26 protein-coding genes are annotated in these 26,588 nt (G+C 45.2%); 24 read left to right on the top strand and 2 right to left on the bottom strand.

Features of this window, described 5'->3' with window-relative positions:
* Positions 1–2: 2 nt before the first annotated feature.
* From spoIIIAF to spo0A, 17 genes are all read left to right on the top strand, one after another.
* Positions 3–632, top strand: a complete 630-nt coding sequence (gene spoIIIAF / locus AZ46_RS09505; protein WP_029279774.1) for a stage III sporulation protein AF — start codon at positions 3–5, stop codon at positions 630–632.
* On the top strand, positions 625–1,278 hold the full coding sequence (gene spoIIIAG, locus AZ46_RS09500) for a stage III sporulation protein AG (RefSeq protein WP_029279776.1): 654 nt from the start codon (positions 625–627) through the stop codon (positions 1,276–1,278). Before spoIIIAF ends, spoIIIAG begins: the two co-directional genes overlap by 8 nt.
* A 17-nt stretch (positions 1,279–1,295) precedes the next feature.
* Entirely contained in the window at positions 1,296–1,871 is a 576-nt protein-coding gene (locus AZ46_RS09495; protein ID WP_029279778.1) for a SpoIIIAH-like family protein, read from the top strand.
* 613 nt (positions 1,872–2,484) lie between these two features.
* Positions 2,485–2,985, top strand: a complete 501-nt coding sequence (gene accB / locus AZ46_RS09490; RefSeq protein WP_029279780.1) for an acetyl-CoA carboxylase biotin carboxyl carrier protein — start codon at positions 2,485–2,487, stop codon at positions 2,983–2,985.
* Between the two features lie 11 nt (positions 2,986–2,996).
* A complete protein-coding gene (accC, locus tag AZ46_RS09485) occupies positions 2,997–4,349 on the top strand; it encodes an acetyl-CoA carboxylase biotin carboxylase subunit (protein WP_029279782.1) in 1,353 nt (450 codons plus the stop codon).
* 22 nt (positions 4,350–4,371) lie between these two features.
* Positions 4,372–4,779, top strand: coding sequence for an Asp23/Gls24 family envelope stress response protein (locus AZ46_RS09480; protein WP_029279783.1), 408 nt, complete (start codon positions 4,372–4,374; stop codon positions 4,777–4,779).
* Positions 4,780–5,400: 621 nt separating this feature from the next.
* A complete protein-coding gene (gene nusB, locus AZ46_RS09470; protein WP_029279787.1) occupies positions 5,401–5,793 on the top strand; it encodes a transcription antitermination factor NusB in 393 nt (130 codons plus the stop codon).
* Between the two features lie 34 nt (positions 5,794–5,827).
* Positions 5,828–6,694, top strand: a complete 867-nt coding sequence (gene folD, locus AZ46_RS09465) for a bifunctional methylenetetrahydrofolate dehydrogenase/methenyltetrahydrofolate cyclohydrolase FolD (protein ID WP_029279789.1) — start codon at positions 5,828–5,830, stop codon at positions 6,692–6,694.
* Positions 6,695–6,713: 19 nt separating this feature from the next.
* Positions 6,714–8,066, top strand: a complete 1,353-nt coding sequence (xseA, locus tag AZ46_RS09460) for an exodeoxyribonuclease VII large subunit (protein ID WP_029279790.1) — start codon at positions 6,714–6,716, stop codon at positions 8,064–8,066.
* Entirely contained in the window at positions 8,059–8,292 is a 234-nt protein-coding gene (locus AZ46_RS09455) for an exodeoxyribonuclease VII small subunit (protein ID WP_029279792.1), read from the top strand. Before xseA ends, AZ46_RS09455 begins: the two co-directional genes overlap by 8 nt.
* A complete protein-coding gene (locus tag AZ46_RS09450) occupies positions 8,289–9,170 on the top strand; it encodes a polyprenyl synthetase family protein (RefSeq protein WP_029279794.1) in 882 nt (293 codons plus the stop codon). The genes AZ46_RS09455 and AZ46_RS09450 overlap by 4 nt, the downstream gene beginning before the upstream one ends.
* A gap of 358 nt (positions 9,171–9,528) precedes the next feature.
* The gene (dxs, locus tag AZ46_RS09445) at positions 9,529–11,421 is read left to right on the top strand and encodes a 1-deoxy-D-xylulose-5-phosphate synthase (protein WP_029279796.1); all 1,893 of its coding nucleotides are present in this window, start codon (positions 9,529–9,531) and stop codon (positions 11,419–11,421) included.
* Positions 11,422–11,424: 3 nt separating this feature from the next.
* Positions 11,425–12,264 carry a TlyA family RNA methyltransferase gene (locus AZ46_RS09440; protein ID WP_029279798.1) on the top strand — a complete coding sequence of 280 codons (840 nt, stop codon included), beginning with the start codon at positions 11,425–11,427 and terminating at the stop codon, positions 12,262–12,264.
* A gap of 181 nt (positions 12,265–12,445) precedes the next feature.
* Entirely contained in the window at positions 12,446–12,895 is a 450-nt protein-coding gene (ahrC, locus tag AZ46_RS09435) for a transcriptional regulator AhrC/ArgR (protein ID WP_029279800.1), read from the top strand.
* Between the two features lie 29 nt (positions 12,896–12,924).
* On the top strand, positions 12,925–14,649 hold the full coding sequence (gene recN, locus AZ46_RS09430; RefSeq protein ID WP_029279802.1) for a DNA repair protein RecN: 1,725 nt from the start codon (positions 12,925–12,927) through the stop codon (positions 14,647–14,649).
* 184 nt (positions 14,650–14,833) lie between these two features.
* On the top strand, positions 14,834–16,123 hold the full coding sequence (gene spoIVB / locus AZ46_RS09425) for a SpoIVB peptidase (protein ID WP_029279804.1): 1,290 nt from the start codon (positions 14,834–14,836) through the stop codon (positions 16,121–16,123).
* A 303-nt stretch (positions 16,124–16,426) separates the two neighbouring features.
* Positions 16,427–17,215, top strand: coding sequence for a sporulation transcription factor Spo0A (gene spo0A / locus AZ46_RS09420; RefSeq protein WP_029279806.1), 789 nt, complete (start codon positions 16,427–16,429; stop codon positions 17,213–17,215).
* Between the two features lie 67 nt (positions 17,216–17,282).
* Here the strand turns inward: spo0A and AZ46_RS21485 are convergent, their stop codons facing one another.
* Positions 17,283–17,420, bottom strand: a complete 138-nt coding sequence (locus AZ46_RS21485) for a YycC family protein (RefSeq protein WP_081414161.1) — start codon at positions 17,418–17,420, stop codon at positions 17,283–17,285.
* A 41-nt stretch (positions 17,421–17,461) separates the two neighbouring features.
* Between AZ46_RS21485 and AZ46_RS09415 the strand changes: the two genes are divergently transcribed.
* Positions 17,462–18,196, top strand: a complete 735-nt coding sequence (locus AZ46_RS09415; protein ID WP_029279808.1) for a glycerophosphodiester phosphodiesterase — start codon at positions 17,462–17,464, stop codon at positions 18,194–18,196.
* Between the two features lie 39 nt (positions 18,197–18,235).
* Here AZ46_RS09415 and AZ46_RS09410 read toward each other — a convergent pair whose 3' ends face one another.
* A complete protein-coding gene (locus AZ46_RS09410; protein WP_029279810.1) occupies positions 18,236–18,466 on the bottom strand; it encodes a DUF2627 domain-containing protein in 231 nt (76 codons plus the stop codon).
* Positions 18,467–18,661: 195 nt separating this feature from the next.
* On the opposite strand from AZ46_RS09410, the gene AZ46_RS09405 reads away from it, so the two are divergent.
* The 6 genes from AZ46_RS09405 to AZ46_RS09380 all read left to right on the top strand — a co-directional run bounded on the left by AZ46_RS09405 (position 18,662) and on the right by AZ46_RS09380 (position 26,579).
* Entirely contained in the window at positions 18,662–20,722 is a 2,061-nt protein-coding gene (locus AZ46_RS09405) for a sigma-54 interaction domain-containing protein (protein ID WP_029279812.1), read from the top strand.
* Positions 20,723–20,868: 146 nt separating this feature from the next.
* Positions 20,869–21,759 (top strand): phosphate butyryltransferase, encoded by an 891-nt coding sequence (gene yqiS / locus AZ46_RS09400; RefSeq protein WP_029279814.1) that lies wholly within the window; start codon positions 20,869–20,871, stop codon positions 21,757–21,759.
* A 42-nt stretch (positions 21,760–21,801) separates the two neighbouring features.
* Complete coding sequence (bcd, locus tag AZ46_RS09395) at positions 21,802–22,896, top strand: branched-chain amino acid dehydrogenase (protein ID WP_029279816.1); 1,095 nt, start codon at positions 21,802–21,804, stop codon at positions 22,894–22,896.
* Positions 22,897–22,960: 64 nt separating this feature from the next.
* Complete coding sequence (gene buk, locus AZ46_RS09390; protein ID WP_029279818.1) at positions 22,961–24,073, top strand: butyrate kinase; 1,113 nt, start codon at positions 22,961–22,963, stop codon at positions 24,071–24,073.
* Positions 24,074–24,120: 47 nt separating this feature from the next.
* Complete coding sequence (gene lpdA, locus AZ46_RS09385) at positions 24,121–25,542, top strand: dihydrolipoyl dehydrogenase (protein WP_029279820.1); 1,422 nt, start codon at positions 24,121–24,123, stop codon at positions 25,540–25,542.
* Positions 25,543–25,586: 44 nt separating this feature from the next.
* Entirely contained in the window at positions 25,587–26,579 is a 993-nt protein-coding gene (locus AZ46_RS09380) for a thiamine pyrophosphate-dependent dehydrogenase E1 component subunit alpha (RefSeq protein WP_029279822.1), read from the top strand.
* Positions 26,580–26,588: the final 9 nt, after the last annotated feature.

The raw sequence follows: 26,588 nt of genomic DNA, 5'->3' as shown, positions 1-26,588 counted from the left end.
GCATGTCATTTCTGACAGAGTGGATTGCAAACATTATTCTTTTCATCATGCTGGCTGTCATACTGGATCTGCTTTTGCCGAACTCGGCCATGCAAAAGTACGCCAAAATGGTGATCAGCCTTCTTCTGATCGTGATTATCCTGTCACCGATTTTTAAGCTTTTGTCCGCCGATATCCCGGCAATGGTCCAGGAAGCCGGGATCGGCAGCTACTCTTCTGCAAAAGAAGCAGAAATAAAAAAATCCATAGATTCACAAAAAAAAGAAATACAAGCCTCAAATGATGCATATATTTTAGAAAACATGGCTGTCCAATTAAAAACGCAGGCAAAAGAGGAGCTGGTGAAAAGCTATGATCTAGCGATAAAAGACATTCGTCTATCTGCAGAAGCACCTTTTGAAAAAATAGAAACCAGTCTCCAGAGCATTGAAGTGACGCTTCAGCCCGGCGCAGAAGAAACCGGAGCCGTTGAAGCTGTACAGCCGGTTGACATCGGCGGTACTAATAGGGAAGAGGAAGCTTCCATTTCTTCTGAACCTGAGATTAAAGCTTATTTAGCAAGTATCTGGGGAGTCGACCCTGAGAAGATTTCCTTGAAAATGGAAGGGGGGGAGGGCAGCACAGATGAATAGTCCCAAACAATTGCTGGAAAAATTGAAAACACTGCTAAACTCTGAAAACGGCAAAAAACCGAACAAGTACCACTACCTCCTGATCGCGCTTGCGCTTGGCATCGGATTCATGCTCGTAAGCAATCTGTTGTCCGGTCAGACAGCCATGCCTGACGTATCTCAAGTCTCCGGAATGTCTTCTGCATCTGATAAAGACGAAGAAGTGTTTAAACCGGCTGATGAAGGCGGGGGCTCAGGTTCAATCGAGAAATATGAGCAGGAATACGAGAATCAATTAAAAGAAGCGCTTGATTCCATGTCCGGAATAAACAATGCCATGGTCGTTGTCAACGTAGAAGCGACTTCCGAGCAAATTCTTGAGAGAAACAGCGTCAGCCAGAACCAGACAACTGAAGAGACAGATCCTCAGGGCGGCAAGCGGACAGTGGAAGATGGTTCAACAGAAGAATCCGTTGTTATTATCCGAAAGGGAGATCAGGAGACACCCATCATCCTGCAGACGAAAAAACCGGAAATCAGGGGTGTGCTTGTGGTAGCTGAGGGTGCTGACAACATTCAAATAAAAAAATCAATCGTTGAGGCTGTAACGAGAGTGCTTGGAGTCCCAAGCCACCGCGTAGCAGTTGCAGCGAAAAAAGGGAAATAGAGGAGGATTCTTGAATGATGCTGAAAAAACAAACGGTTTGGTTATTAACAATGTTAAGCTTGGTGGTTGTGCTTTCAGTGTACTACATCACGACACCTGAAGAAATCAAAAATGATGTGGCTATGACAGGTGCTGAAAAAGCAGAGAAAGCGGAAGCTGCGAAAGAAGCAAAGAAAGATGGAGAGGCAGAAGTGACAGTTGAAGAAGCAGAGGACGGAACGGTTGTTTCTGTTTCAAACGATGAACTTTTTGCAACGATTCGCATGCAGCTTGAAGATTCCCGAAACGCCAAGAAAGAAAGTCTTGAAGATATTGTAGCAAGCAAAGAGGCGAGTGCTGCAGAAAAAAGCGCTGCCCGTGATGAGATGAATGCGATTGATGAAGCAGTTGCCAACGAAGAAATCCTTGAAACGTTCATCAAATCAAACGGCTACGATGATGCCCTTGTAAGAATTGAAGGCGAAAAAGTCAAAGTAACAGTAAAAGCGAAAGAAAGCTCAGCTTCAGAAGCGAACAAAATCATCCAGCTTGTCAGCAGCGAGATGAAAGGTATGGAAGATGTAGCTGTCACGCTTGAACCTTCAAATCAATAATCGTAAAACTCCGCGTCCATGGCGCGGGGTTTTCTCTTTTACCTGCCTGTCATTTCAAAATTTTCAATTATCCCTTATAATTGAAAAGAACAGATTATTTTAAGATCACCGGGGGCGGGCAAGAATACATATTGAATTCAAGCACGCAAATGTCGTAAGATAGACATAGGACTTCGTTTTAGTACTAGGCTATAAGAAAAGCGGAATCAGCCGTTCAGCTCCGACAGTCAGATAAGAAATCACCGGAAAAGTCCGGTTTTGACTTTTTCGGGGATTTTGTTCTGACAGAGGAGTTGGCTGATGGAGCTGGACAATAAGAAAAGCGGAAGCACCCGTTTAGCTCCGGCAGTCACATAAGGAATCACCCGGAAAGGCGCTTTTTGCCTTTTTCGACGATTCCTGTTCTGACAGAGGAGTTGGCTGATGGAGCTGGACAATAAGAAAAGCGGAAGCACCCGTTTAGCTCCGGCAGTCAGATAAGAAATCACCCGAAGAGTACGGGCAATGCTTTTTTGGCGTTTTTTCTTTCATAGTCCATAATCCTTAAATGAAGCTTTGCCTTGCTTAGACACGGAATCACAATCATCAAGAATTTGAATAGGGGTGCCAGCAGATGTTGAAAATACAAGAAATCAGAGAACTGATCAAGCTTGTTGACCAGTCTTCAATCGACGAATTTACGTATGAACATGAAGGATCTAAAATTAAGTTAAAGAAACGCATGGAAGAGCTTGAGAAAGCAGCTGTGCAGACAGCTCCTGTACAAGCAGCTCCTCAAATGCCAGCAGCACAGCCGGCTGCGGCTCCTGCAGCCCTTCAGGAAGTAAAAGAAGTGCCAAAGGAAGAAGCGAAGGCTCCTGCCCAGGATGAAAATCTACATAAAATCACTTCGCCGATGGTCGGCACGTTCTATGCAGCGTCATCACCTGACACAGACAACTATGTGAGCGTTGGTTCAAAGGTAACTAATGATTCGGTTGTCTGCATCGTAGAAGCGATGAAGCTGTTTAATGAAATTGAAGCAGAAGTAAAAGGCGAAATCGTTGAAATCCTGGCTGAAAATGGCCAGCTAGTAGAATACGGACAGCCTTTATTCCTTGTCAGACCAGAGTAAGGAGAGAAACTATGATTAAGAAATTGCTTATAGCAAACAGAGGAGAAATTGCGGTACGGATCATTCGGGCCTGCAAAGAACTGGGAATTGAGACGGTTGCGGTCTTTTCAGAAGCAGACAGAGATTCTCTGCACGTTCAGCTTGCTGATGAAGCGTATTGTGTCGGACCGACAGCTTCAAAAGACAGCTATCTGAATTTCACAAATATCATCAGCGTGGCAAAACTTACAGGCAGTGAAGCCATTCATCCGGGTTACGGATTCCTGGCTGAAAATGCAGATTTTGCAGAGCTGTGCGAAGAGTGCAACATCATCTTCGTCGGACCAAGCGCAGATGCGATCTCTAAAATGGGAACAAAGGACGTTGCCAGGGAAACGATGAGAAAAGCCGGTGTTCCGATTGTTCCGGGATCTCAAGGCATTATCAAGGATACGGGAGATGCTGTTTCACTTGCAAATGACATCGGATACCCTGTCATTATCAAAGCAACGGCAGGCGGAGGCGGAAAAGGAATCCGTGTTGCAAAAACAGAACAGGATCTGATCAAAGGCATCCAAATTACTCAGCAGGAAGCTGCTACTGCATTTGGAAATCCCGGTGTCTACATTGAGAAGTACATTGAGGATTTCAGACACGTGGAGATTCAGGTCATGGCAGACTCTCTCGGCAATGTCATCCATTTAGGAGAAAGAGACTGCTCCATTCAGCGCAGACTTCAAAAACTCGTTGAAGAAACCCCGTCTCCTGCCCTTTCAGCTGAAATGCGCGAGACGATGGGAAGGGCTGCTGTTAAAGCTGCTGAAGCCGTCAATTATACTGGAGCAGGAACAGTCGAATTTATTTTTGATCACATCGAAGATAAATTTTACTTCATGGAGATGAACACGCGAATTCAGGTTGAGCATCCTGTAACGGAAATGGTCACAGGCATTGACCTGATCAAGGAACAAATCATGGTTGCTTCAGGCAAAGAGCTTTCTGTGAGGCAGGAAGATGTTGTCTTTAACGGCTGGGCAATCGAATGCCGCATCAATGCAGAGAATCCGGAGAAGAATTTTATGCCCTCTCCTGGTAAAATAGAAATGTACTTGCCGCCCGGAGGCCTTGGTGTTAGAGTAGACTCAGCAGCATACCCTGGTTATTCCATTCCTCCATATTACGACTCCATGATCGCCAAATTGATCACATATGGAGCAACCCGCGAGGAAGCGATTGCCAGAATGAAACGCGCGCTTAGTGAATTTGTTATAGAGGGGATCCACACAACGATTCCTTTCCATCAAAAACTGCTTGAACACGAAACGTTTGTTTCCGGAGACTTTAATACGAAGTTCTTAGAAATCCATAAAGTTATGGAATCTTAAAAATACACGGAGGTGCTGACTCTTGAAAGAAAACAGGCTGCTTGAAATGACTCATGAAGAAAATGGTCTCGGCAAAGTTGAAATTGCCCCGGAAGTCATTGAAGTGATTGCCGGAATCGCTGCTTCTGAAGTAGAAGGCGTTGCACAAATGCGCGGAAACTTCGCGTCAGGCGTTGTAGAACGCCTCGGCAAGAAAAATCACGGCAAAGGCGTGAAAGTCGACCTTTCTGAAGACGGAATCACAATCGATGTCTACTGCGTCATGATGTTCGGCGTTTCCATCCCGACCGTCGCCCAGCGCATCCAGGACAACACTCGCCAGGCGTTGTACAACATGACAGCTCTTGAAATCAACGAGATTAATATCCATGTAGTCGGAATTCAATTCGAAACAAAATCACAGGAAATTGAAATCGACCAGGAAATGTAAAGCCAGAGGAGTTCTTCCTTTGGTTTTTTTTTCTGAGTTCAGCCCGGAAAAAGGTATTTTTAAAAGCGTAAAATATGAAAAATGTAAACACCAGTGAACTGCAGCGGAAGGCACTTGACTCCTTGTCCAGCTGCAGCGCCCAACTCCTCTGTCAGAACAAAATCCCCCAAAAAGTCAAAAGCGGACTTTTCGGGTGATTTCTTATCTGACTGCCGGAGCAAAACGGGCGCTTCCGCTTTTCTAGGGATGAAGAGGGCACTGGAGACCCCGCAAGCGAAGCGAGGAGGCTCCAGGCGCTCCCCGCGGAAAGCAAGTGACTGGAGCGAAAGGGAACGGGTACAAGCTCCCATCCCTCCCCGCGGAAAGCAAATTCCTGCAGCGGAAAGAAACGATTACCATTTTACTGACTGTAACCTACACAAAATCATCCATTTTACACATGCTTTATTCCAGACTGAATTGAGCGAAGATTCCACTAAGTACGAATATTTTAGAGGCAGGACTGTTTTTTATTCGTTATTTGGCCGAAAAACAACAACTGCAGTGTGCTTCTGTCCGTAAAATATGGTATGATCGTTCTATGACATTTCGACATTTTTGTACATAAAGGAGCAAGTAAGAATGAAACGAAGATTAGCAAGAGAAAAAGCACTTCAGGCACTCTTTCAGATAGACGTAAGCGAGATTGATCCAAAAGAAGCAATGAATCATGCCCTGGACGGAGAACAGATGGATGAATTCATGACGGCTCTCGTTTTGGGAACTGTGGAACATACAGAAGAGATTGATGAGCAAATTAAGCCTCACCTCGTAAACTGGAAGCTTGAACGGCTTGCAAACGTAGACCGCTCTGTTCTTCGTTTAGCCGTTTATGAAATGATGTTTATGGAGGAAATTCCTCTTAACGTTACCCTTGACGAAGCCATCGAACTCGCTAAAACGTTCGGGGATGACCAGTCGCCGAAATTTATCAACGGAGTCCTCTCAAACATTAAATCAGCACTCGACAGATAACTCTGTCAAACACCACCTGAGGAGGAACAAAACAATGACAGCTTCAATCATCAGCGGAAAAGAATTGGCACAGGAAAAACGCAGACAGCTTGCCGAGGAAGTAAAAGGATTAAAAGAACAGGGAATTACTCCCGGATTAACGATTATTCTTGTCGGTGACAACCCCGCATCTCTTTCCTATATTAAAGGGAAACAGAAAGCGTCCGAAGAAATCGGGGTTGCTTTTAAACTTGAACATTTTTCAGAAAAGATGACGGAAGAAGAACTGCTTAATGTGATTGAAACCTATAATGAGGACGACAGCTGCCATGGCATTCTTGTCCAGCTGCCTCTGCCTGAACACATCAGCGAAAAAGCAGTCATTGAAAAAATTTCTCCTGAAAAGGACGTTGACGGATTCCATCCTCTAAATGTAGGACAAATGATGGTCGGACAGGATACCTTCCTTCCATGCACCCCTGCAGGAATTGTGGAAATGATTAAATCTGCCGGGATTGAAATTTCAGGGAAGCACGTGGTTGTTGTCGGAAGAAGCAACATTGTCGGAAAACCTGCCGGCATTCTGCTGCTTAATGAGCATGCGACAGTGACTTACTGCCATTCAAGAACGCCAAACTTAAAAGAAATGACCCGTCAGGCAGATATTCTGATTGCTGCTGTCGGCAAAGCGAACTTCATTACAGGAGACCATCTTAAAGAAGGTGCAGCAGTCATTGATGTCGGAGTCAACAGACTGGACACAGGAAAGCTGTGCGGAGATGTTGTCTTTGAGGATGCAATGAACAAAGCAAGCCATATTACTCCTGTTCCAGGCGGCGTCGGTCCGATGACCATCACCATGCTAGCCCATAACGTTGTAAAATCAGCCAAAAAATCTGCTGTTAATCAGCCTTCCAAGTAAGATAAAGGAGTTCAGGCGGATGAGTGAAATCAAACATGTAACGGTAACCGCCCTCACAAAATACATCAAGCGGAAGTTTGATGCCGATCCGCATTTAAAGGATATTTGGGTCAAAGGCGAGCTTTCCAACTTTAAAATGCACAGCCGCGGCCATATGTATTTCACATTGAAGGATGAGGGAGCGCGTATTGCAGCTGTTATGTTCGCAGGTCAGAACGCTTCCTTAAAATTCATGCCGGAAAACGGGATGAAGGTGCTGCTGCGCTGTGAAATCTCCGTGTACGAACCAAGCGGAAATTATCAGATCTATGTAAAAGAAATGCAGCCTGACGGAATTGGAAGTCTGTATCTTGCTTATGAAGAGCTGAAAAAGAAGCTTGAAAAGGAAGGGCTTTTTGACGAAAGGCACAAGCAGCAGGTACCGAAATATCCTTCTGAAATCGGTGTGATTACATCCCCTACGGGCGCTGCTGTGCGTGATATTTTAACAACAATCAAGCGCAGGTACCCATCTGCAAAGGTGATCATTATCCCTGCACTTGTACAGGGAATAAACGCAGGCCCGTCTGTTGTGAAAGCCATCCGGCAGGCAAACAGCCTCGGGACACTTGATGTGATCATCGCAGGCAGGGGCGGAGGCTCAATTGAAGAACTTTGGGCATTTAACGAAGAAATTGTGGCACGTGAAATATTCAGCTCGAAAGTGCCGATTATCTCGGCTGTCGGGCATGAAACGGATTATACAATAGCTGACTTTGTCGCAGATTTGCGCGCTCCAACGCCAACAGGTGCTGCGGAACTTGCTGTTCCCCATTTTGCCGATCTTCTTGAGAGAACGGCAAACAAGAAGACCAGGCTTTTGAGAGCCATGCAGGAGAAGCTTACGGCGAAAAAAGAACAGCTTGCCTATTACCAGAAATCCTATGCTTTTAAATACCCGAAGCAGCTGTATCAGCAAAAAGAGCAGCAGCTTGATGTTCTCGTTGAATCCCTGCAAAAAGAGAGCATCCGCAACATCCAGATGAAAAAAGAGCGGTTTGCAGCATTAAGCAGCCGCTTGCTTAGAGTGCATCCGAACGAAAAAATCAGCCGCGAAAAAGAACGGCACCAGCAGCTTGTCAAAAAATTGACGAGGGATATGTCTGTGCATCTGAAACAAAAACAGGCTGCGTTCGGGGCAATGGCAGCAAATCTTAATGCACTCAGCCCCCTTAAAATCATGGACCGGGGCTACAGTATTGCTTATCAGGATGACAACCTTGTAAAAAGCATTACACAGGTGAAAAAAGGCGACGGTCTGCACATTCATCTGCAGGACGGACAAGTCATCTGCCAAGTTACAGGAGTGGAGGAGCGAAAGTCACATGAGTGAAAAAAAAGAGGTTACGTTTGAACAGGCAATGGAAGAGCTTGAGGGAATTGTGGAAAAGCTTGAAGAAGGCGATGTTCCACTTGAAAAAGCGATTGCCTACTTTCAGGACGGCATGAAGCTGTCAAAACTTTGCCACGATAAGCTTCAATCGGTTGAAAAGCAAATGGACCTGATTCTCCGCGAAGACGGTGAGCTTGCGCCGTTTGACCTTCAGGAGGAAGAATGATGAACCTCAGCCAGTTTCTTTCTTCGAGAAAAGAATTGATTGAAGCAAGGCTGCCTGAGTATATCAGCAGACTTCAGGCTCCGGCTGTTATTAAAGAGGCAATGTCCTATTCCCTGACAGCAGGAGGCAAGCGCCTGCGTCCCGCGCTGGTCCTGGCGGTTCTCAGAGCGTTCGGCAAAGAAGAAGAAACAGGCATTCCTGCTGCATGCGCAGTTGAAATGATCCATACTTATTCTCTCATTCATGATGATCTTCCGGCGATGGACAATGATGACTTGCGGAGAGGCAAACCGACAAACCATAAAGTGTTTGGCGAAGCAATGGCGATTCTTGCAGGTGACGGTCTACTAACACACAGCTTCGGCATCCTAACCGACCAGCAGGACATCTCTGCAGAAATGCGTCTGTCTTTAATCAGTGAACTTGTGCGCGCATCGGGTGCAGAAGGCATGGTTGGAGGGCAGGTTGCTGATATGCAGGGTGAGGGGAAAACTCTTTCCCTTACCGAGCTAGAATACATACATGAGCATAAAACAGCAAAGCTTCTTGGCTTTTCCATCATGGCAGGAGCAATCCTCGCTGAAGCAGAAGCACATGAAAAAGAAATGCTCAGAACGTTTTCCTATCATGTAGGAATCGCTTTTCAAATCCAGGATGATATTCTGGATATTGAAGGGCAACAGGCCAAGATCGGCAAGCCTGTCGGTTCAGATGAAGGAAATCAAAAAACAACCTATCCTGCACTTCTCACTCTCGAGGGAGCAAAAGAAAAGCTTGCAGGCCATATTGCACAAGCAAAAGGGATTCTTTTAGAAATGAAGATAGATTCGTCTCTTTTAGAGGAGCTTTGCGATCTGATTGCTTCAAGAGATCATTAAAAACGCGACATCAGGTCGCGTTTTTTTGTTGGGCAGGGTATCATAAATAACATAAAAACACCGATAACATTACTAAGCTGCCCCATGGCAAAAAAGTCAAAAGCGGACTTTTCTGCGGAATTCTAATCTGCCGAATCTGATCAAGGCGCCTCTCCTTTTTCTGTAAAACACCGTCAAATTGAGGTTTTTCATACGGTATGGTATACTATCACCATATTTTATACATATCTTAAGCAGACAGCGCGGTAAAGACTGCAAATAAAGCGATAATTAAACAATGGCGCCGTTATCACTTGCTGTGTTAGCGGCTCTTTTTTAGCAAAAGACCTTGAAAATGAACTGAAAGCGAGTGATCCATTTGGATCTATTATCCATTAAAGACCCGTCCTTCCTTAAGAAGCTTTCAAACCCTGAATTAGAACAGCTGGGTGCGGAAATCCGCAAATTTCTGATTGAAAAGCTTTCTGTAACAGGAGGGCACATCGGACCGAATTTAGGTGTGGTTGAATTGACAATCGCCCTTCATAAAATCTTCGACAGTCCGAATGATAAATTTCTGTGGGACGTAGGCCATCAGTCTTATGTACATAAAATCCTGACAGGCCGCGCGTGCGAATTCGATACAATCAGGCAGTACCAGGGATTGTGCGGATTCCCGAAACGTAATGAAAGCGAACATGACGTCTGGGAAACCGGTCACAGCTCGACTTCTCTTTCTGCTGCTATGGGAATGGCCATTGCAAGAGACTTAAAAGGCACGAAAGATCACATTGTGCCGATTATCGGAGACGGGGCGCTGACAGGCGGAATGGCACTTGAGGCCCTTAATCATATCGGTCATGAGCAAAAGGACATGATCATCATCTTAAATGACAACGAAATGTCCATCGCACCAAACGTCGGTGCTCTGCACAACGTTCTTGGAAAGCTCCGGACAGCAGGAAAATATCAATGGGTGAAAGATGAACTCGAATATATCCTGAAAAAAATCCCTGCTGTAGGCGGCAAGCTTGCTTCGACTGCAGAACGCGTGAAAGACAGTCTAAAATATATGCTTGTATCAGGCATCTTTTTCGAGGAGCTCGGTATTACTTACCTAGGTCCTGTAGACGGACACAACTATGATGACCTTTTTGAAAATCTGCAGTATGCGAAGAAGACGAAAGGTCCGGTGCTGCTGCACGTCATTACAAAAAAAGGGAAGGGCTACCAGCCTGCTGAAACCGATAAGATCGGTACATGGCACGGAACAGGGCCGTATAAAATTGAAACGGGCGATTTTGTGAAAGGGGAGGCAGCCGGTCCGGCATGGAGCGCTTTAGTCAGTGAGACAGTGCGTAAACTTGCGCGTGAAGACAAACGGATTGTTGCCGTTACTCCTGCCATGCCTGTCGGCTCTAAGCTTGAGAAGTTCGCAGCGGAATTTCCGGACCGCATGTTTGATGTGGGTATCGCTGAACAGCATGCAACGACAATGGCCGCAGGACTTGCAGCCCAGGATATGAAGCCGTTTCTTGCCATTTACTCAACGTTCCTGCAAAGAGCGTACGATCAGGTCGTGCATGATATTTGCCGGCAGAATTTGAACGTTTTTATCGGAATCGACCGCTCAGGCCTAGTTGGTGCAGACGGTGAGACGCATCAGGGTGTTTTTGATATTGCCTTCCTGAGACACTTGCCGAACATTGTGCTGATGATGCCGAAAGATGAGAATGAAGGCCAGCACATGGTTAATACGGCCATCAAATACAATGACGGTCCGATAGCCCTGAGATATCCGCGCGGAAACGGCATCGGAGTCAAGATGGATGCCGAGCTTAAGGAAATTCCTATAGGTACATGGGAAGTGATCAGACCTGGAACTGACGCTGTGATCCTTACATTTGGAACGACCATTGAAATGGCGCTTGAAGCTGCTGAAAGCCTGGCTAAAAAAGACCTGTCTGTAAGAGTGGTCAATGCAAGGTTCATCAAGCCTCTTGATGAGAGCATGCTGGCAGAGATTTTTGAAGAAAAGCTTGCTGTTCTGACAATAGAAGAAGCTGTCCTTCAAGGAGGATTCGGCAGTGCCGTTCTGGAATTTGCCCAGGAAAACGGCTATTCAGATGCTGTGATTGACAGAATGGGAATACCGGATCGATTTATCGAACACGGAAGTGTGGGCAAGCTGCTTGATGAGATCGGGATGACAGCTGCGCATGCAGAAAACCGGATTATCAGCATTTCAAAAGAGAAAGAGAAAAGGGTTTAATGAATGAGTTCAAAAAAAGAAAGAATTGATATCCTCCTTGTTGAAAGAGGGTTAATTGAAACAAGAGAAAAAGCCAAGCGGGCTATTATGGCAGGGCTTGTGTATGCAAATGAAGAGAGAGTGGAAAAACCGGGTGAAAAGGTCGACACCTCTCTAACGCTTACTGTAAAAGGAAATGTCATGCCGTATGTCAGCCGCGGAGGCTTAAAGCTTGAAAAAGCACTGAAAGAATTTGACTTAACGGTAGAAGGTAAAATTCTTTTGGATATCGGATCATCAACAGGCGGTTTTACAGACTGTGCCCTCCAAAACGGGGCAAAAAGCTCCTATGCGCTTGATGTCGGGTATAACCAGCTTGCCTGGAAGCTCCGGCAGGATGAACGGGTGACGGTGATGGAACGGACGAATTTCCGTTATTCAGTGCCTGCTGATTTTACAGCGGGGCTCCCTGAAGTTGCATCCATTGATGTGTCGTTTATTTCTTTGAGGCTGATCCTTCCTGCACTTAAGAAAATATTAGTCGCAGGAGGAGACTGCATCGCGCTCGTCAAACCTCAGTTTGAAGCAGGCAAAGAGCTTGTAGGCAAAAAGGGTATCGTCAGAGAACCGAAAACACACAGACTGGTGCTTGAAGATATTACCCAATTTGCTCTGAAAGAGGGCTATGACTGTGTCAATCTTTCCTACTCCCCCATCACAGGCGGAGACGGAAACATTGAATTTCTGCTGCATCTGAAGAATGCCATCGGCCAGCCTGGTGAAAACCTGCTGCCTGAGAGCATTGATGCAGTAGTCGAACAAGCACAAAGTGAACTGAAAACTAAGAAACAGGAACAGGAATAACGCTGCTGCCGTTATTCCTGTTTGTTCTGCCGGCAGAAATGCAAATGCTTCTTGCATTTCTGAGTATACTACCAGTAAATCAATGAACCGCCTGAACATGCAGGCTGACAAAAACATGTACATTTTTAGCGATTTCATATAACATATTCAGTATAATCATACAGTTAACAAGGGGTGCCCAATGAATAAAGGTCAACGACACATTAAAATCCGCGAGCTGATCACACATAATGAAGTGGAAACGCAGGATGAACTGGTGGACATGCTTAAGGAAGCTGCCTTTAATGTTACTCAGGCTACAGTCTCAAGAGACATTAAAGAGCTGCACCTTGTAAAGGTCCCAATGCTTGATGGGCGGTATAAATACAGCCTCCCTGCAGATCAGCGCTTTAACCCGCTTCAGAAGCTGAAACGGGCGCTAATGGATGCCTTTGTAAAAATTGATTCAGCAGGCCATAACATTATTATGAAAACACTTCCCGGCAATGCAAATGCCATAGGAGCACTTATCGACAACCTGGATTGGAATGAAATATTAGGGACAATCTGCGGAGATGATACGATCTTAATTATCTGCAGAACACCAGATGATACCGAAACCATCTCCAAGCGATTCCTGGATATGCTTTAAAGAATGAAATGGAAGGGGGATTCGGCCCTGTGTTAGCAGAACTTTCCATAAAGAACTTTGCCATAATCGAAGCACTGACTGTCTCTTTTGAAAAAGGGCTTACGGTCCTTACCGGAGAAACAGGAGCTGGAAAATCCATTATTATAGATGCCGTTCATTTGCTGGTAGGAGGAAGAGGGTCATCTGAATTTGTCCGCTACGGAGAAAAAAGGGCTGAACTGGAAGGTCTTTTTTTGCTGGATGATGACGCTCATCCGGTCCTTGAAAGATGCCAGGAGTTTGGAATTGATACAAGTGACGGGATGATTGTCCTGAGACGCGACATTTCAGCAGCAGGCAAGAGTATTTGCCGTGTGAACGGAAAGCTTGTGACCATCGGAATTCTCAGGGAAATCGGCCAGCTCATGATTGATATTCACGGCCAGCATGATAATCAGGAGCTGATGAATGAAGAAAATCACTGGAAGCTGCTCGATCAGTACGGTTCGTCAAAAATAAACCATGCCCTTTCGTCATACAGAGAGATTTACACTACATATGCTTCGCTGCAAAAGAAAATCAAACAGCTTTCTGAAAACGAACAGGAAATGGCCCACAGGCTTGATCTTATTCAGTTTCAGCTCGAAGAAATTGAAAAAGCTGATTTGAAATTAAAAGAAGACGAACAGCTCATGGAAGAAAAAAATGAAATCTCCAACTTTGAAAAGGTCTATGAATCCCTGCAGAACAGCTATAATTCCCTTCACGGCGAACAGAGGGGACTCGACTATATCGGCCATTCCATGAGTCACCTTGAAGAAGTGTCTTCGATTAATGACTCATTGAAAGAAATGTCAGAAACCGTCTCCAACTGCTACTACATGCTTGAAGATCTGTCGTTTCAGATCCGCAGTGAACTTGACAGACTTGAGTTTGACCCGGAGCGGCTAAATGAAATTGAAGCAAGACTTGCGGAGATCACGCATCTGAAGAGAAAGTACGGTCAGAGTGTAGAGGAAATCCTTGAATATGCAGCAGGAATTGAAGAAGAGATTGATACCATTCAAAACCGCGACAGCCACCTTTATAAACTGAAAAACGAACTTGATTCGGTTACGAAGGATCTGGTGATTGAAGCTTCAAACCTGACGGCTGTGCGAAGAAAAAGTGCTGCTGAGCTGATAAAAAACATCCAGCAGGAGCTTAAAGAACTCTATATGGAAAAAACAAAGTTTGAAGTTGTGTTCGGCGTCCGCAAGGGACATCCAGACAGTGTCCAAATAGACAGTGTTCCTGCAAAATTCACCGAAAACGGAGTAGATGAAACGGAATTTTACCTATCTACAAATCCGGGTGAACCCCTTAAACCGCTTTCCAAAATTGCATCCGGGGGAGAGCTTTCAAGAATCATGCTTGCGATGAAAAGCATCTTCTCCAAGCATCAGGGAGTGACGTCGATCATCTTTGATGAGGTTGATACTGGAGTGAGCGGGAGAGTGGCCCAGGCCATCGCAGAGAAGATCTATAAGGTCTCTGTCGGGTCCCAGGTGCTCTGCATCACTCACCTGCCTCAGGTAGCTGCAATGGCAGACACGCATCTTTTCATCTCCAAAGAAACGGTTAAAGGACGCACGAAAACAAGTGTTAAGCCTCTTCTCGAGGAAGAAAAGATAAAAGAAGTCGGCCGGATGATTGCCGGAGTTGAAGTAACGGATTTGACGAAACAGCATGCCAAAGAATTGCTTGCTCTTGCAGAAGCTGCAAAGAGCTTCTAAATACTGCCTTCGCCGGCAGTATTTTTTTTGTCTGCAAAAAACACCTCATGTGCCGTCCTGCGGCATTATACGCCAAAACATCAACATTTTCTTTTTATATCAGTTATAAATGCTCCTCCAAAAGGCAAAATTAATGAATGTAGCCGATGTATTGGTGTGGTAGGAGCGAGGAGAGTGTGTATAGTTGGGCTCAGATAAAATAAGAAAAATAATTGGTTGTATTCTCCTTGTTTCTTTAATGAGTTTAGGATTTGTAAAACCTGTTAAAGAATACGTTCTATTGCCAAATTCTTTAACTGTATTCGAAAATCAGCAATTATCAATGCAGACATCCCTGCAGGCTGATGCAGCCGCGGCGGATTCAGAGCAGGTATTTTCCATTAAAACAGGGAGTGAATCCCTTCAAATTGAAGGCAGGCAAAGCGGAGTAGGAGAAATCGTATTTGACCTTGCCGGAATTCCGATAAAAAAAGTGGACGTTAAAGTCCTTGAAGATTTCCGGGTTATTCCGGGCGGCCAGTCAATAGGCGTTAAACTTAATTCACTTGGCGTCCTTGTTGTCGGACATCATCAAATTAAAACATCCGGAGGAAAAAAATCCCCCGGAGAAATAGCCGGAGTGCAAGTCGGTGATATCATTACGAAAATTAACGGCACCACAGTTGAAAGCATGAGTGATGTGACGCCGTTTATTCAGGGTTCAGGAAAGACCGGCAAGCCTCTTGATTTAGTGATCTCAAGGGATAACAAAGAGCTTAAGACAAAGCTTGTTCCGGTAAAAGATGAAAATGAAGGCGCATACCGGATCGGACTCTATATCAGAGATTCAGCAGCGGGAATCGGGACGATGACCTTTTATGATCCTAAATCGAAGAAATACGGCGCTTTAGGCCACGTTATTTCAGATATGGATACAAAAAAACCAATCGTCGTACAGGACGGACAGGTTGTCAGATCGACTGTCACATCCATTGAAAAGGGAAGCAACGGGAATCCTGGAGAAAAGCTTGCCAGATTTTCAAGCGACAGACAGATTATCGGGGACATTACACGCAACAGTCCATTCGGTATTTTTGGCAGACTGAACGGAGACATGACAAATGGTCTTTATGATAAGCCTATGCCAATCGCCCTTTCAAACGAGGTAAAGGAAGGTCCTGCGCATATACTGACGGTTGTAGACGGTGACAGAGTAGAGGAGTTTGATGTACAGGTCGTCAGTTCTACTCCTCAAAAGTTCCCTGCAATTAAAGGGATGGTCATAAAAATTACAGATCCAAAACTGCTTGAGAAATCAGGCGGGATTGTTCAGGGGATGAGCGGAAGTCCGATTATTCAAAATGGCAAAGTGATTGGCGCCGTTACACATGTGTTTGTTAACGATCCGACTTCAGGGTATGGTGTTCATATCGAGTGGATGCTGAGTGAAGCGGGAATTGATATCTATACGCAAGGTGCAAAGAAAGCAAGCTAAAAGGGCAGCTGTTGAGAGGTGATTCTTGACAGCTCTTTTTTATGTCTTTCTTTATTCCTGTTTTTTCGGTAGAATAGAGAAAAGAAGATTATTCGACAAAACTGTTTAACTTTGGAAGTGATTGGTTGCGGTAATCGTCGAAAATGTGAGGAAACTGGAGAAAAACTTAGATATTTCATTTTTTTGGTATTTTTTAAAATAATTAGAGGAATTTAAGTTGCATTGTCGAAATTCTCATTTAGAATAAACAATAGAGATGCTAACGGGTTAAGGCGGAGAAATGAAGACTGAGGAGGAACTTTAGTGAAGAAGATAAAAGTATGTGTCGTTGATGATAATCGTGAGTTGGTCGGCCTTTTAGATGAGTTTATATCAAGCCAGGATGACATGGAAGTACTGGGAATTGCCTATAACGGTCAGGAATGCCTGAACATGCTGAAGGACAAAGATCCGGATGTCCTTGTACTGGATATTATTATGCCGCATCTTGACGGTCTTGCTGTCCTTGAAAAGGTCAGGGAGATGGAAAAATCCAAACAGCCGAATGTCATTATGCTGACAGCGTTCGGACAGGAAGATGTCACGAAAAAAGCTGTCGACCTTGGTGCGTCTTACTTCATCTTAAAACCGTTCGACATGGAAAACCTTGTCAGCCACATTCGCCAGGTCAGCGGAAAATCGGCTCCTATTCTTTCAAGATCCAGTTCCTCACTCAGATCTCAGCCCGAAAACAAAGGCAAGAACCTCGATGCGAACATTACCAGCATCATTCATGAAATCGGTGTACCTGCTCATATTAAAGGGTACCTGTACTTAAGGGAAGCCATTTCTATGGTGTATAACGATATTGAACTTCTTGGTTCGATTACAAAAGTTCTCTATCCTGACATCGCTAAAAAATACAACACAACAGCAAGCCGTGTCGAGCGTGCAATCCGCCATGCGATTGAAGTGGCCTGGAGCCGCGGAAACATCGAGTCCATCTCATCCCTTTTCGGCTATACGGTAAGCATGTCAAAAGCAAAACCGACAAATTCAGAATTTATCGCAATGGTTGCCGATAAACTTCGACTTGAGCATAAGGCTTCCTGAGAGGGATAGACATTAAATAGAAAAAGAACCCGCTTTCGATTGAAAGGGGGTTCTTTTCAGTTAAAGATCAATTCTCTTTTTTCTCAAGTTCAGCAAGCTTTGCAAGCAGAATGTGCTGGGGCATATGCATCAGCTGTTCAACCGGTACATTCAGTGCTTCGCTCAATTTTACAGCAGTATCAGCTGAAATTGGCAGTGGTCTCATGGGAAATCCTCCTTTATTCTTTTTAAGCGGGTGAAAAAGCAATGACGATTATATTTGGCCACCGGGGTGCAGCCGGCACGCATCCTGAAAATACGATGCCGTCTTTTCAGGCGGCAATTGACCTTGGTGCTGACGGAATTGAACTGGATGTGCATCTTTCTAAAGACGGCATTCCCGTTGTCATCCATGATGAAACAGTTGACCGAACCACAAACGGCACCGGCTATGTTAAAGATTTGACGTATGCAGAGCTTCAGCAGCTTGATGCGTGCTATTTGTTTCCTGAGTGGAGCGGAAAAGCATCCGTGCCATCTCTTGAGCAAGTGGCGGAGTGGATTAGACCGCTGAATGTTAAGGTGAATATTGAATTGAAAAATGACCGGATCCATTACAGGCAAATCGAAGAAAAAGTTATCAGCATCATTGAAAAATACAACTTAGAGAGCCGAGTTATCCTCTCTTCGTTTAACCATGACAGCTTAGTAACATGTTATCACATTTCACCTCATATTGAGCGCGGGGCTCTGATTCATGAAAGGCTGTATCAGCCTTGGGAATATGCAAAAACCATCCCTGCTGCTTCCGTGCACCCTTACTTTTTATCGGCTGATCAATCAATGATTGCAGAAAGTCAGGCGCACGGGGTCATGGTCAGGCCTTATACGGTCAACGACGAACAAATGATGAAGGACCTAATGAAAGCCGGCTGTGCAGGATTTTTCACAGATTATCCTGAAATGGCTGTGCGAATTAGAAAATCACTAAAAAATGGCTGATTGACGAAGCGCCCGGGCTGACTTGGCGCTTTTGCTTTACTACCTCTGGAATCGCTTTTGAACCTTTTTCCTCTTTGAGTCTCTGCGGAAGATGAATCCTGCGACAAAGCTTAATCCCCCTATAAACAAAAGCAGTCCTCCTATGAACTGCATCCATAATGCCGGAAATGGCGGCTGGAGAATGCCAAACAGCATATCGCGCATAAGCTTGATGCCATAGCCTGCCAAAACGCCAGGTATGACCATTATAATCAGAGCAACTATCCTCATATTTCCCCTTGTCCTTTCCCTGTTCTTTCTAAATTGTCAAGTGAATGGGCCTTTTTGTCAAGTGAGCAAAAGCAGATGATGAGATCGTGCAATTTTTTGCATAAAAGGAGCTGTTCGAGTACACTAATGAGGGAATGGGAAAGGCTTTTTTTACGGAGTATTTTCCGATTTTATAAAAAACAAGGGGATAGATTCATGCAAAAAGTGCTGCTTGTTGGTGCGGGCAAAGGCGGGACTGCACTCCTTAAAATGCTGCTTGAGATCAAAGCGATGGAAATTATGGCTGTTGTTGATATTGATTCAAATGCACCGGGTATCGAATATGCCAAGAAAATCGGAATTCTGACCAGCTCAGACTGGAAGCCGCTTCTGTCTGATCAGATCAACATTGTCATAGAAGCAACGGGGAGTTCTGAAGTGTTTGAAGAACTGCTTCAGCAAAGAAGCAGGAGCACAGTCATCATACCGGGCAGCGTGGCTCATATCATAACAAATCTGATTAATCAGAAAGAAGATCTGATTACAGCTCTTCAAGAAATTACATATAAGCATGAAACCATTTTTGACGCAACGAATGACGGCATGATTGTCATCGACGACAAGGAGAGGCTCATTCTTTTTAATAAAATGGCCGAAGAAATGACAGGCTTAAAAAAGGAGGATGTCATCGGCAGGCTTGTCAGGGAAGTCATGCCATCAAGCAAACTGCCGAGAATCCTCCAGACGAAAGAAGTTGAAATGAACCAGGAGCAGGTTCTTGAGAACGGCCTGAAAATCATTACAACCCGAATTCCGATTTTTGACCACTCGGGCATTCTTATTGGGGCGCTTTCGCTTTTTAAAGATATAACGGAAATTGTGAATCTTGCTGAAGAGATGACGAACCTAAAAGAAATTCAGACCATGCTTCAGGCGATTATTCAGTCATCGGATGAAGCGATTTCTGTGGTGGACGAAGAAGGGAGAGGCATCATGATTAATCCTGCCTACTCCCGCATGACCGGCCTGACTGAGGGCGAGGTCCTCGGAATGCCTGCTACAGCGGACATCTCAGAGGGTGAAAGCATGCATATGAAAGTGCTTGAGACAAGAAGGCCTGTCCGCGGAGCGAGAATGAAAGTCGGCCCTTCTAAAAAAGACGTCATCGTCAATGTAGCCCCGATTATCGTCGACGGCAAATTAAAGGGAAGCGTGGGCGTTATTCACGATATGTCTGAGATCCAAACGCTGACAACAGAATTAAACCGGGCAAGGCAAATTATCAGAACCCTCGAAGCGAAATATTCCTTTGAAGACATCGTTGGTGAAAGTGAAGAAATAAAGCTCGCGATCGAACAGGCAAAGCTTGGGGCGAAAACACCTGCGACCGTGCTCCTGAGAGGAGAATCGGGGACGGGAAAAGAGTTATTTGCACACGCTATACATAATGCTAGCGACAGAAAATACAACAAGTTTATTAAAGTAAACTGTGCAGCCATTTCAGAAACCCTGCTTGAAAGTGAATTGTTCGGCTACGAAGAAGGAGCGTTTTCAGGCGCGAAACGCGGAGGCAAGCGTGGGTTTTTTGAAGAGGCGAATAACGGAAGCATCTTCCTTGATGAAATTGGTGAACTGTCAGCCAGTGTACAGGCCAAGCTGCTGCGCGTTCTTCAGGAAAAAGAAATTGTCAGAGTAGGGTCGGCGAAATCCATTTCCATCAATGTAAGGGTAATTGCCGCAACGAACATCAATATCGAAAAAGCCTTGTCTGACGGCACGTTCAGGGAGGATCTGTATTACAGATTAAACAGGTACCCAATATCCATTCCTCCGCTGCGGAACAGGAAAAGTGACATTCCCATGCTTGCCGAACATCTGATCAGAAAGCTGAATCAGGATTATGGACGCAGTATTGAAGGAATTGATGAATCAGCAGCTGCGGCACTGATGGGATACAGCTGGCCGGGTAATGTGAGAGAGCTTGAAAATGTGATCGGAAGAGCGATGATCTTTATGCACTATCATGAACTGAGAATCACAGCCCGCCATCTGCCTGAACTCATTCAGAGTTCTGAAAAAGAAAGACATACCGGGAGTGTCCTTATAGAAGATACCGGGAATATTACGCTTGCCGAAGCTGTGGAAGAAGTCGAAAAAAACCTGATACAGAACGCACTGATTAAACATGGCTATAACCGGACAAAAACCGCTTCTTCATTAGGTGTTTCATTAAGAAACCTGTATTATAAGATGGAGAAATACGGAATTGAAAAATAATGCATGCAAGATATTGCGTGATATGCAATATTTTGCACGAAAAATAAATAGCAGATGAAGCGGTTTCACGTTTTTTCATTTGGCACGCTTCTTGCATTATACATAATCGGGTGCTGTGATTACATCAAGAAAGGGTTGAACACTACATGACATTAGACGACCTGCTGGAAAAAGCGGCACAGCTGGAAAATAAGACGGTTGCTGTTGCAGCGGCAGAAGACGAGGAAGTTCTTGAAGCTGTTAAGCTTGCTTTAGAACGGGAACTGGCTGATTTTATGCTGTTTGGCAACAAAGAAGTCATTGAAACGATGCTTCTTGAAAAACAAATTGATCCCAGAAGAGTCACAATCCATCACGCAAGATCAACCGAACAGGCTTCAGAAGCAGCTGTAAAAGCCGTTTTTCAAAATGAAGCGGATGTTCTTATGAAAGGGAATGTTCCGACTGCTGTGATTTTAAAAGCTGTACTGAACAAGGAGTTCGGTCTTCGCACGGGAAACATCCTTTCACACGTGGCCGTTTTTGATGTGCCAGGCTACGACCGGTACACCATTGTGACAGATGCTGCCATGAACGTTGCGCCGGATCTTCAGCAAAAAAAGCAGATTCTTGAAAACTCCGTTACGGTCGCAAGGAAAATCGGCATTGAGATGCCGAAAGTTGCACCGCTTGCAGCGGTTGAAGTCATTAACCCGGCCATGCAGGCCACACTTGATGCTGCTGCACTAACGCAAATGAATGCCCGCGGGCAAATCAAACATTGTCTTGTAGACGGGCCGCTGGCTCTTGATAACGCCGTTTCCATGGAAGCTGCGGAGCATAAGGGCATAAAGAGCGGGGCTGCGGGACAGGCAGATATTTTATTGGTACCAACCATTGAAGTTGGCAATGTTTTATATAAATCACTTATTTATTTCGCAAGGGCAAAGGTTGGAGCTGTCATTGCAGGAGCTAAAGCGCCAATTGTACTGACAAGCCGTGCAGATTCAGCTGAAAGCAAGCTTTATTCACTGGCACTTGCCATTTGCACAAGTTGAAAACAGAAAAAGCAAAAATGATACCACTAGGAGGATTTACAGATGGAAATTTTCAAATATATGGAACAATACGACTATGAGCAATTGGTTTTCTGCCAGGATAAACAATCAGGACTAAAAGCGATCATTGCTATTCACGATACAACGCTTGGACCGGCTCTTGGCGGAACGCGCATGTGGACATATGCTTCTGAAGCAGATGCCATTGAAGATGCCCTTCGTCTTGCACGTGGCATGACTTACAAAAATGCTGCAGCGGGACTTAACCTCGGAGGCGGCAAAACGGTCATCATCGGAGACCCTAGAAAAGATAAGAATGAAGAAATGTTCCGCGCATTCGGCCGCTATATTCAAGGGCTGAACGGCCGTTATATCACAGCGGAAGATGTAGGGACTACAGTAGAAGATATGGACCTGATTCATGAGGAAACAGATTATGTAACAGGTATTTCTCCTGCATTCGGCTCTTCAGGCAACCCGTCTCCTGTCACTGCATTCGGTGTATACCGCGGAATGAAAGCAGCAGCTAAAGCAGCCTTTGGAACAGATTCACTTGAAGGCAAAACGGTAGCTGTACAAGGTGTAGGAAATGTTGCCTTTAACCTTTGCAGACATCTTCATGAAGAAGGTGCGCAGCTGATCGTAACAGACATTCATAAAGAAGCGGTTCAAAGAGCGGTGGAAGCATTTGGAGCAAAAGCTGTCGATCCTGATGAGATTTATTCAGTTGACTGCGACATTTATGCACCATGTGCACTTGGAGCAACCATTAACGACGATACTATTCCTCAAATTAAAGCAAAAGTCATTGCGGGGGCTGCAAACAATCAGCTGAAAGAAACACGCCACGGCGATACAATTCATGAAATGGGAATCGCTTATGCACCGGACTACGTCATTAATGCCGGCGGAGTTATCAATGTAGCCGACGAACTTCTTGGCTATAACAGCGAAAGAGCCATGAAAAAAGTAGAAGGCATCTACCAGAACATTGAGCGTGTATTTGAAATTGCAAAGCGTGACGGCATTCCTACTTATATGGCTGCTGACCGTCTGGCAGAAGAGCGGATTGAAAGAATGAGAAACTCCCGCAGCCAGTTCCTTCAAAACGGCCATCATATTTTAAGCCGCCGCTAATTTGGAAATACATGGAGCAGGGTCTGTTTGGTCAGATCCTTCTCTTACCTGGAGGTTATGAAAGTTGCAAGAAAAAGAATATCGGATACTCGTCATCAACCCTGGTTCAACTTCTACGAAAATTGGTGTATTTGATAATGAACGTTCTATTTTTGAAAAAACAATTCGACATGATGCGGAAAAGATTCAGTCTTTCACCCAAATCATTGATCAATACGAATTCAGAAAGCAAACGATTCTTGAGACGCTTGATGAAGAAGGCATCAACATTTCAAAATTAAGCGCTGTCTGCGGAAGAGGCGGATTGCTTCGTCCGATTGAAGGCGGAACATATCATGTCAATGAGCAGATGCTTCATGATCTCCGGATAGGCTATGCAGGCCAGCATGCCTCTAACCTTGGAGGAATCATTGCATACGAGATAGCTGGAGGCCTTAATATCCCTGCATTCATCGTAGATCCTGTCGTTGTCGATGAAATGGAACCGATTGCAAAAGTATCAGGCGTTGCTTCAATTGAAAGGAAAAGTATTTTTCACGCACTGAACCAAAAATCAGTCGCAAGAAAAGTAGCCAGGCAGTACGGCAAATCGTATGGGGAAATGAACCTGATTGTCGCTCACATGGGCGGTGGGATTACAGTAGGTGTCCATAAGCAGGGAAAAGTGATCGATGTGAACAACGGTCTCCATGGTGATGGACCGTTCAGCCCTGAAAGAGCTGGGACGGTTCCTGCAGGAGATCTTGTCAGCCTGTGTTTCTCAGGGGATTACTACCGCGAGGAAATTATGAAAATGCTTGTCGGCCGCGGAGGCCTTGTGGGCTACCTTGGAACAAATGACGGACAAAAGGTTGAACGCATGATTGCAGCAGGTGACGAGCGGGCAAAGCTGGTTTTTGATGCGATGGCTTATCAAATCGGAAAAGAAATCGGTGCTGCAAGTGCAGTCCTTAAAGGCAAAGTAGATGCGATAATCCTTACCGGAGGCCTCGCATACGGGAAGAAGTTTGTAAAAGAAATCTCGTCTTATATTGACTGGATAGCAGACATTACGGTATTCCCGGGTGAGAATGAGCTGCAGGCTCTAACAGAAGGTGCACTTCGTGTCCTTCGGGGAGAAGAAGAGCCGAAAGAATATCCCAACCTCGTCATCGCAAAACCGCTCAGCAGAAACTGAGCGCCAAAATAGATCTTCTTACCGGTTAAAGAAAGGAGCATGATCCCATGGCAACTGAATATGATCTCGTGATTGTCGGCGGAGGCACAGGCGGCTATGTAGCAGCCATTCGTGCAAGCCAGCTCGGTTTAAAAACAGCTATTGTTGAAAAAGGGAAGCTTGGCGGCACATGTCTGCATGCAGGCTGCATACCAAGCAAAGCTTTGCTTAGAAGTGCGGAGGTTTTTGCAACAGCAAAACGAAGCGAAGAATTCGGTGTCATCACTTCCGGAGTCGAGCTTGATTTTGCCAAAGTGCAGGAACGGAAGCAGTCCATTATCGATACGCTCCATAAAGGAGTGCAGCATTTAATGAAACAGGGAAAAATTGATGTATTTGAAGGAACAGGCAGAATCCTTGGACCGTCGATTTTTTCTCCAATGCCTGGAACCATCTCCGTTGAAATGAACAACGGGGAGGAAAATGAAATGCTCATACCGAAGAATGTGATTGTCTCAACAGGATCAAGACCGCGCAGCCTTCCTGGACTTGAAATTGATGGAGAAGCAGTCCTCACTTCAGATGAAGCATTAAACCTTCAGTCCCTGCCGAAGTCCATCATCATTGTCGGCGGAGGCGTGATCGGAATTGAATGGGCGTCCATGCTTTCTGATTTCGGTCTTGACGTGACAGTACTTGAATATGCAGACAGAATTCTCCCTACAGAAGATGCAGATATATCAAAAGAAATGCAGCGCCTGCTGAAGAAAAAGGGCGTCAATGTCGTGACAGGTGCAAAGGTTCTTTCTGAAACACTTGAAAAAGGAGAAGGAGTCTCCATATCTGCAGAGCATAAAGGAGAAGTAAAAACCTTCTCGGCAGAAAAAATTCTTGTTTCCGTCGGCCGTCAGGCAAATGTTGAAGGCATTGGTCTAGAGAACACCGACATCCAGATTGAAAATAGATTTATTAAGACAAACGCCTTTATGCAGACAAAAGAATCGCATATTTACGCAATCGGGGATGTGATCGGCGGCATGCAGCTTGCTCATGTAGCTTCACACGAAGGCATTACGGCTGTTGAACACATTGCAGGGAAAAATCCTTCTGCCATCACGTACAGAAACGTATCAAGATGTGTCTACAGCACACCTGAAATTGCAAGTGTGGGTTACACGGAAGCAGAAGCAAAAGATGCCGGTTTTGACGTGAAGACAGGGAAATTCTCTTTCCGTGCAATCGGAAAAGCGCTTGTTTTCGGCGAGTCGGACGGGTTTGTCAAATTGGTGGCAGATGCAAAAACGGATGACCTTCTTGGCGTTCATATGATCGGACCGCACGTGACAGATATGATTTCAGAGGCAGGCCTTGCCATGGTGCTGGATGCAACCCCGTGGGAAATCGGGCATACGATCCATCCGCATCCTACGCTTTCTGAAGCAATCGGCGAAGCTGCACTTGCAGTGGATGGCAGTGCAATACATTCTTAAGGGGAACGACTTCCCTTACATACTGATTTTTAGGAGGCAGCAAAATGGCTGAAAATCGTCATCAAACTCTTGGTCTGACAGATCAGGATGTTCTTGAAATGTATGAAACTATGGTTATGGCCCGTAAAATTGATGAGCGCATGTGGCTGTTGAACCGTTCAGGTAAAATTCCGTTTGTCATCTCTTGTCAGGGACAGGAAGCGGCACAGGTAGGAGCTGCTTTTGCCCTTGACCGGAAAAAAGATTACGCGCTTCCTTACTACAGAGATATGGGCGTTGTTCTTGCTTTTGGCATGACAGCCAAGCAGTTAATGCTCTCGGGATTTGCAAAAGCGGAAGATCCGAACTCAGGCGGACGCCAGATGCCCGGTCACTTTGGGCAAAAAGTAAACCGCATCGTAACAGGTTCTTCTCCTGTAACCACGCAGGTGCCGCATGCTGTCGGCATAGCTCTTGCAGGAAGAATGGAGAAAAAGGACATCGTGACGTTCGTAACATTCGGAGAAGGTTCATCCAATCAGGGTGACTTCCATGAAGGCGCAAACTTTGCAAGTGTTCATAAACTTCCGGTTATTTTCATGTGCGAAAACAACAAGTACGCCATCAGTGTGCCGTATGAGAAGCAAGTTGCATGCGAAAAAATCTCCGACCGTGCTGTTGGATACGGCATGCCTGGCGTGACAGTGGACGGAAACGATCCGCTTGAAGTTTATGCAGCAGTGAAAGAAGCTGCAGACAGAGGACGCCGCGGTGAGGGGCCGACTCTAGTTGAAGCAGTTTCATACCGTCTGACGCCTCATTCAAGTGATGATGATGACCGTTCATACCGCGGACAGGACGAGGTATCTGAAGCGAAGAAAAAGGATCCGATTTTAACATTTGCCTCTTATCTGAAGGAGACAGGCATCCTGACAGAAGAAAAGGAAAAAGAGATCCTTGATCAGATTATGAAGGTTGTCAATGAAGCGACGGATTACGCTGAAAATGCGCCATATGCAGAAGCGGAATCAGCACTCAAATACGTATACGCAGAGTAAGGGGGAAGT

The organism is Metabacillus indicus LMG 22858, assembly GCF_000708755.2.
GTDB classification, from domain to species: domain Bacteria; phylum Bacillota; class Bacilli; order Bacillales; family Bacillaceae; genus Bacillus_P; species Bacillus_P indicus.
The sequence above is the reverse complement of the archived record's forward strand: the minus strand, read 5'-3'. Positions and strand labels throughout refer to the sequence as shown.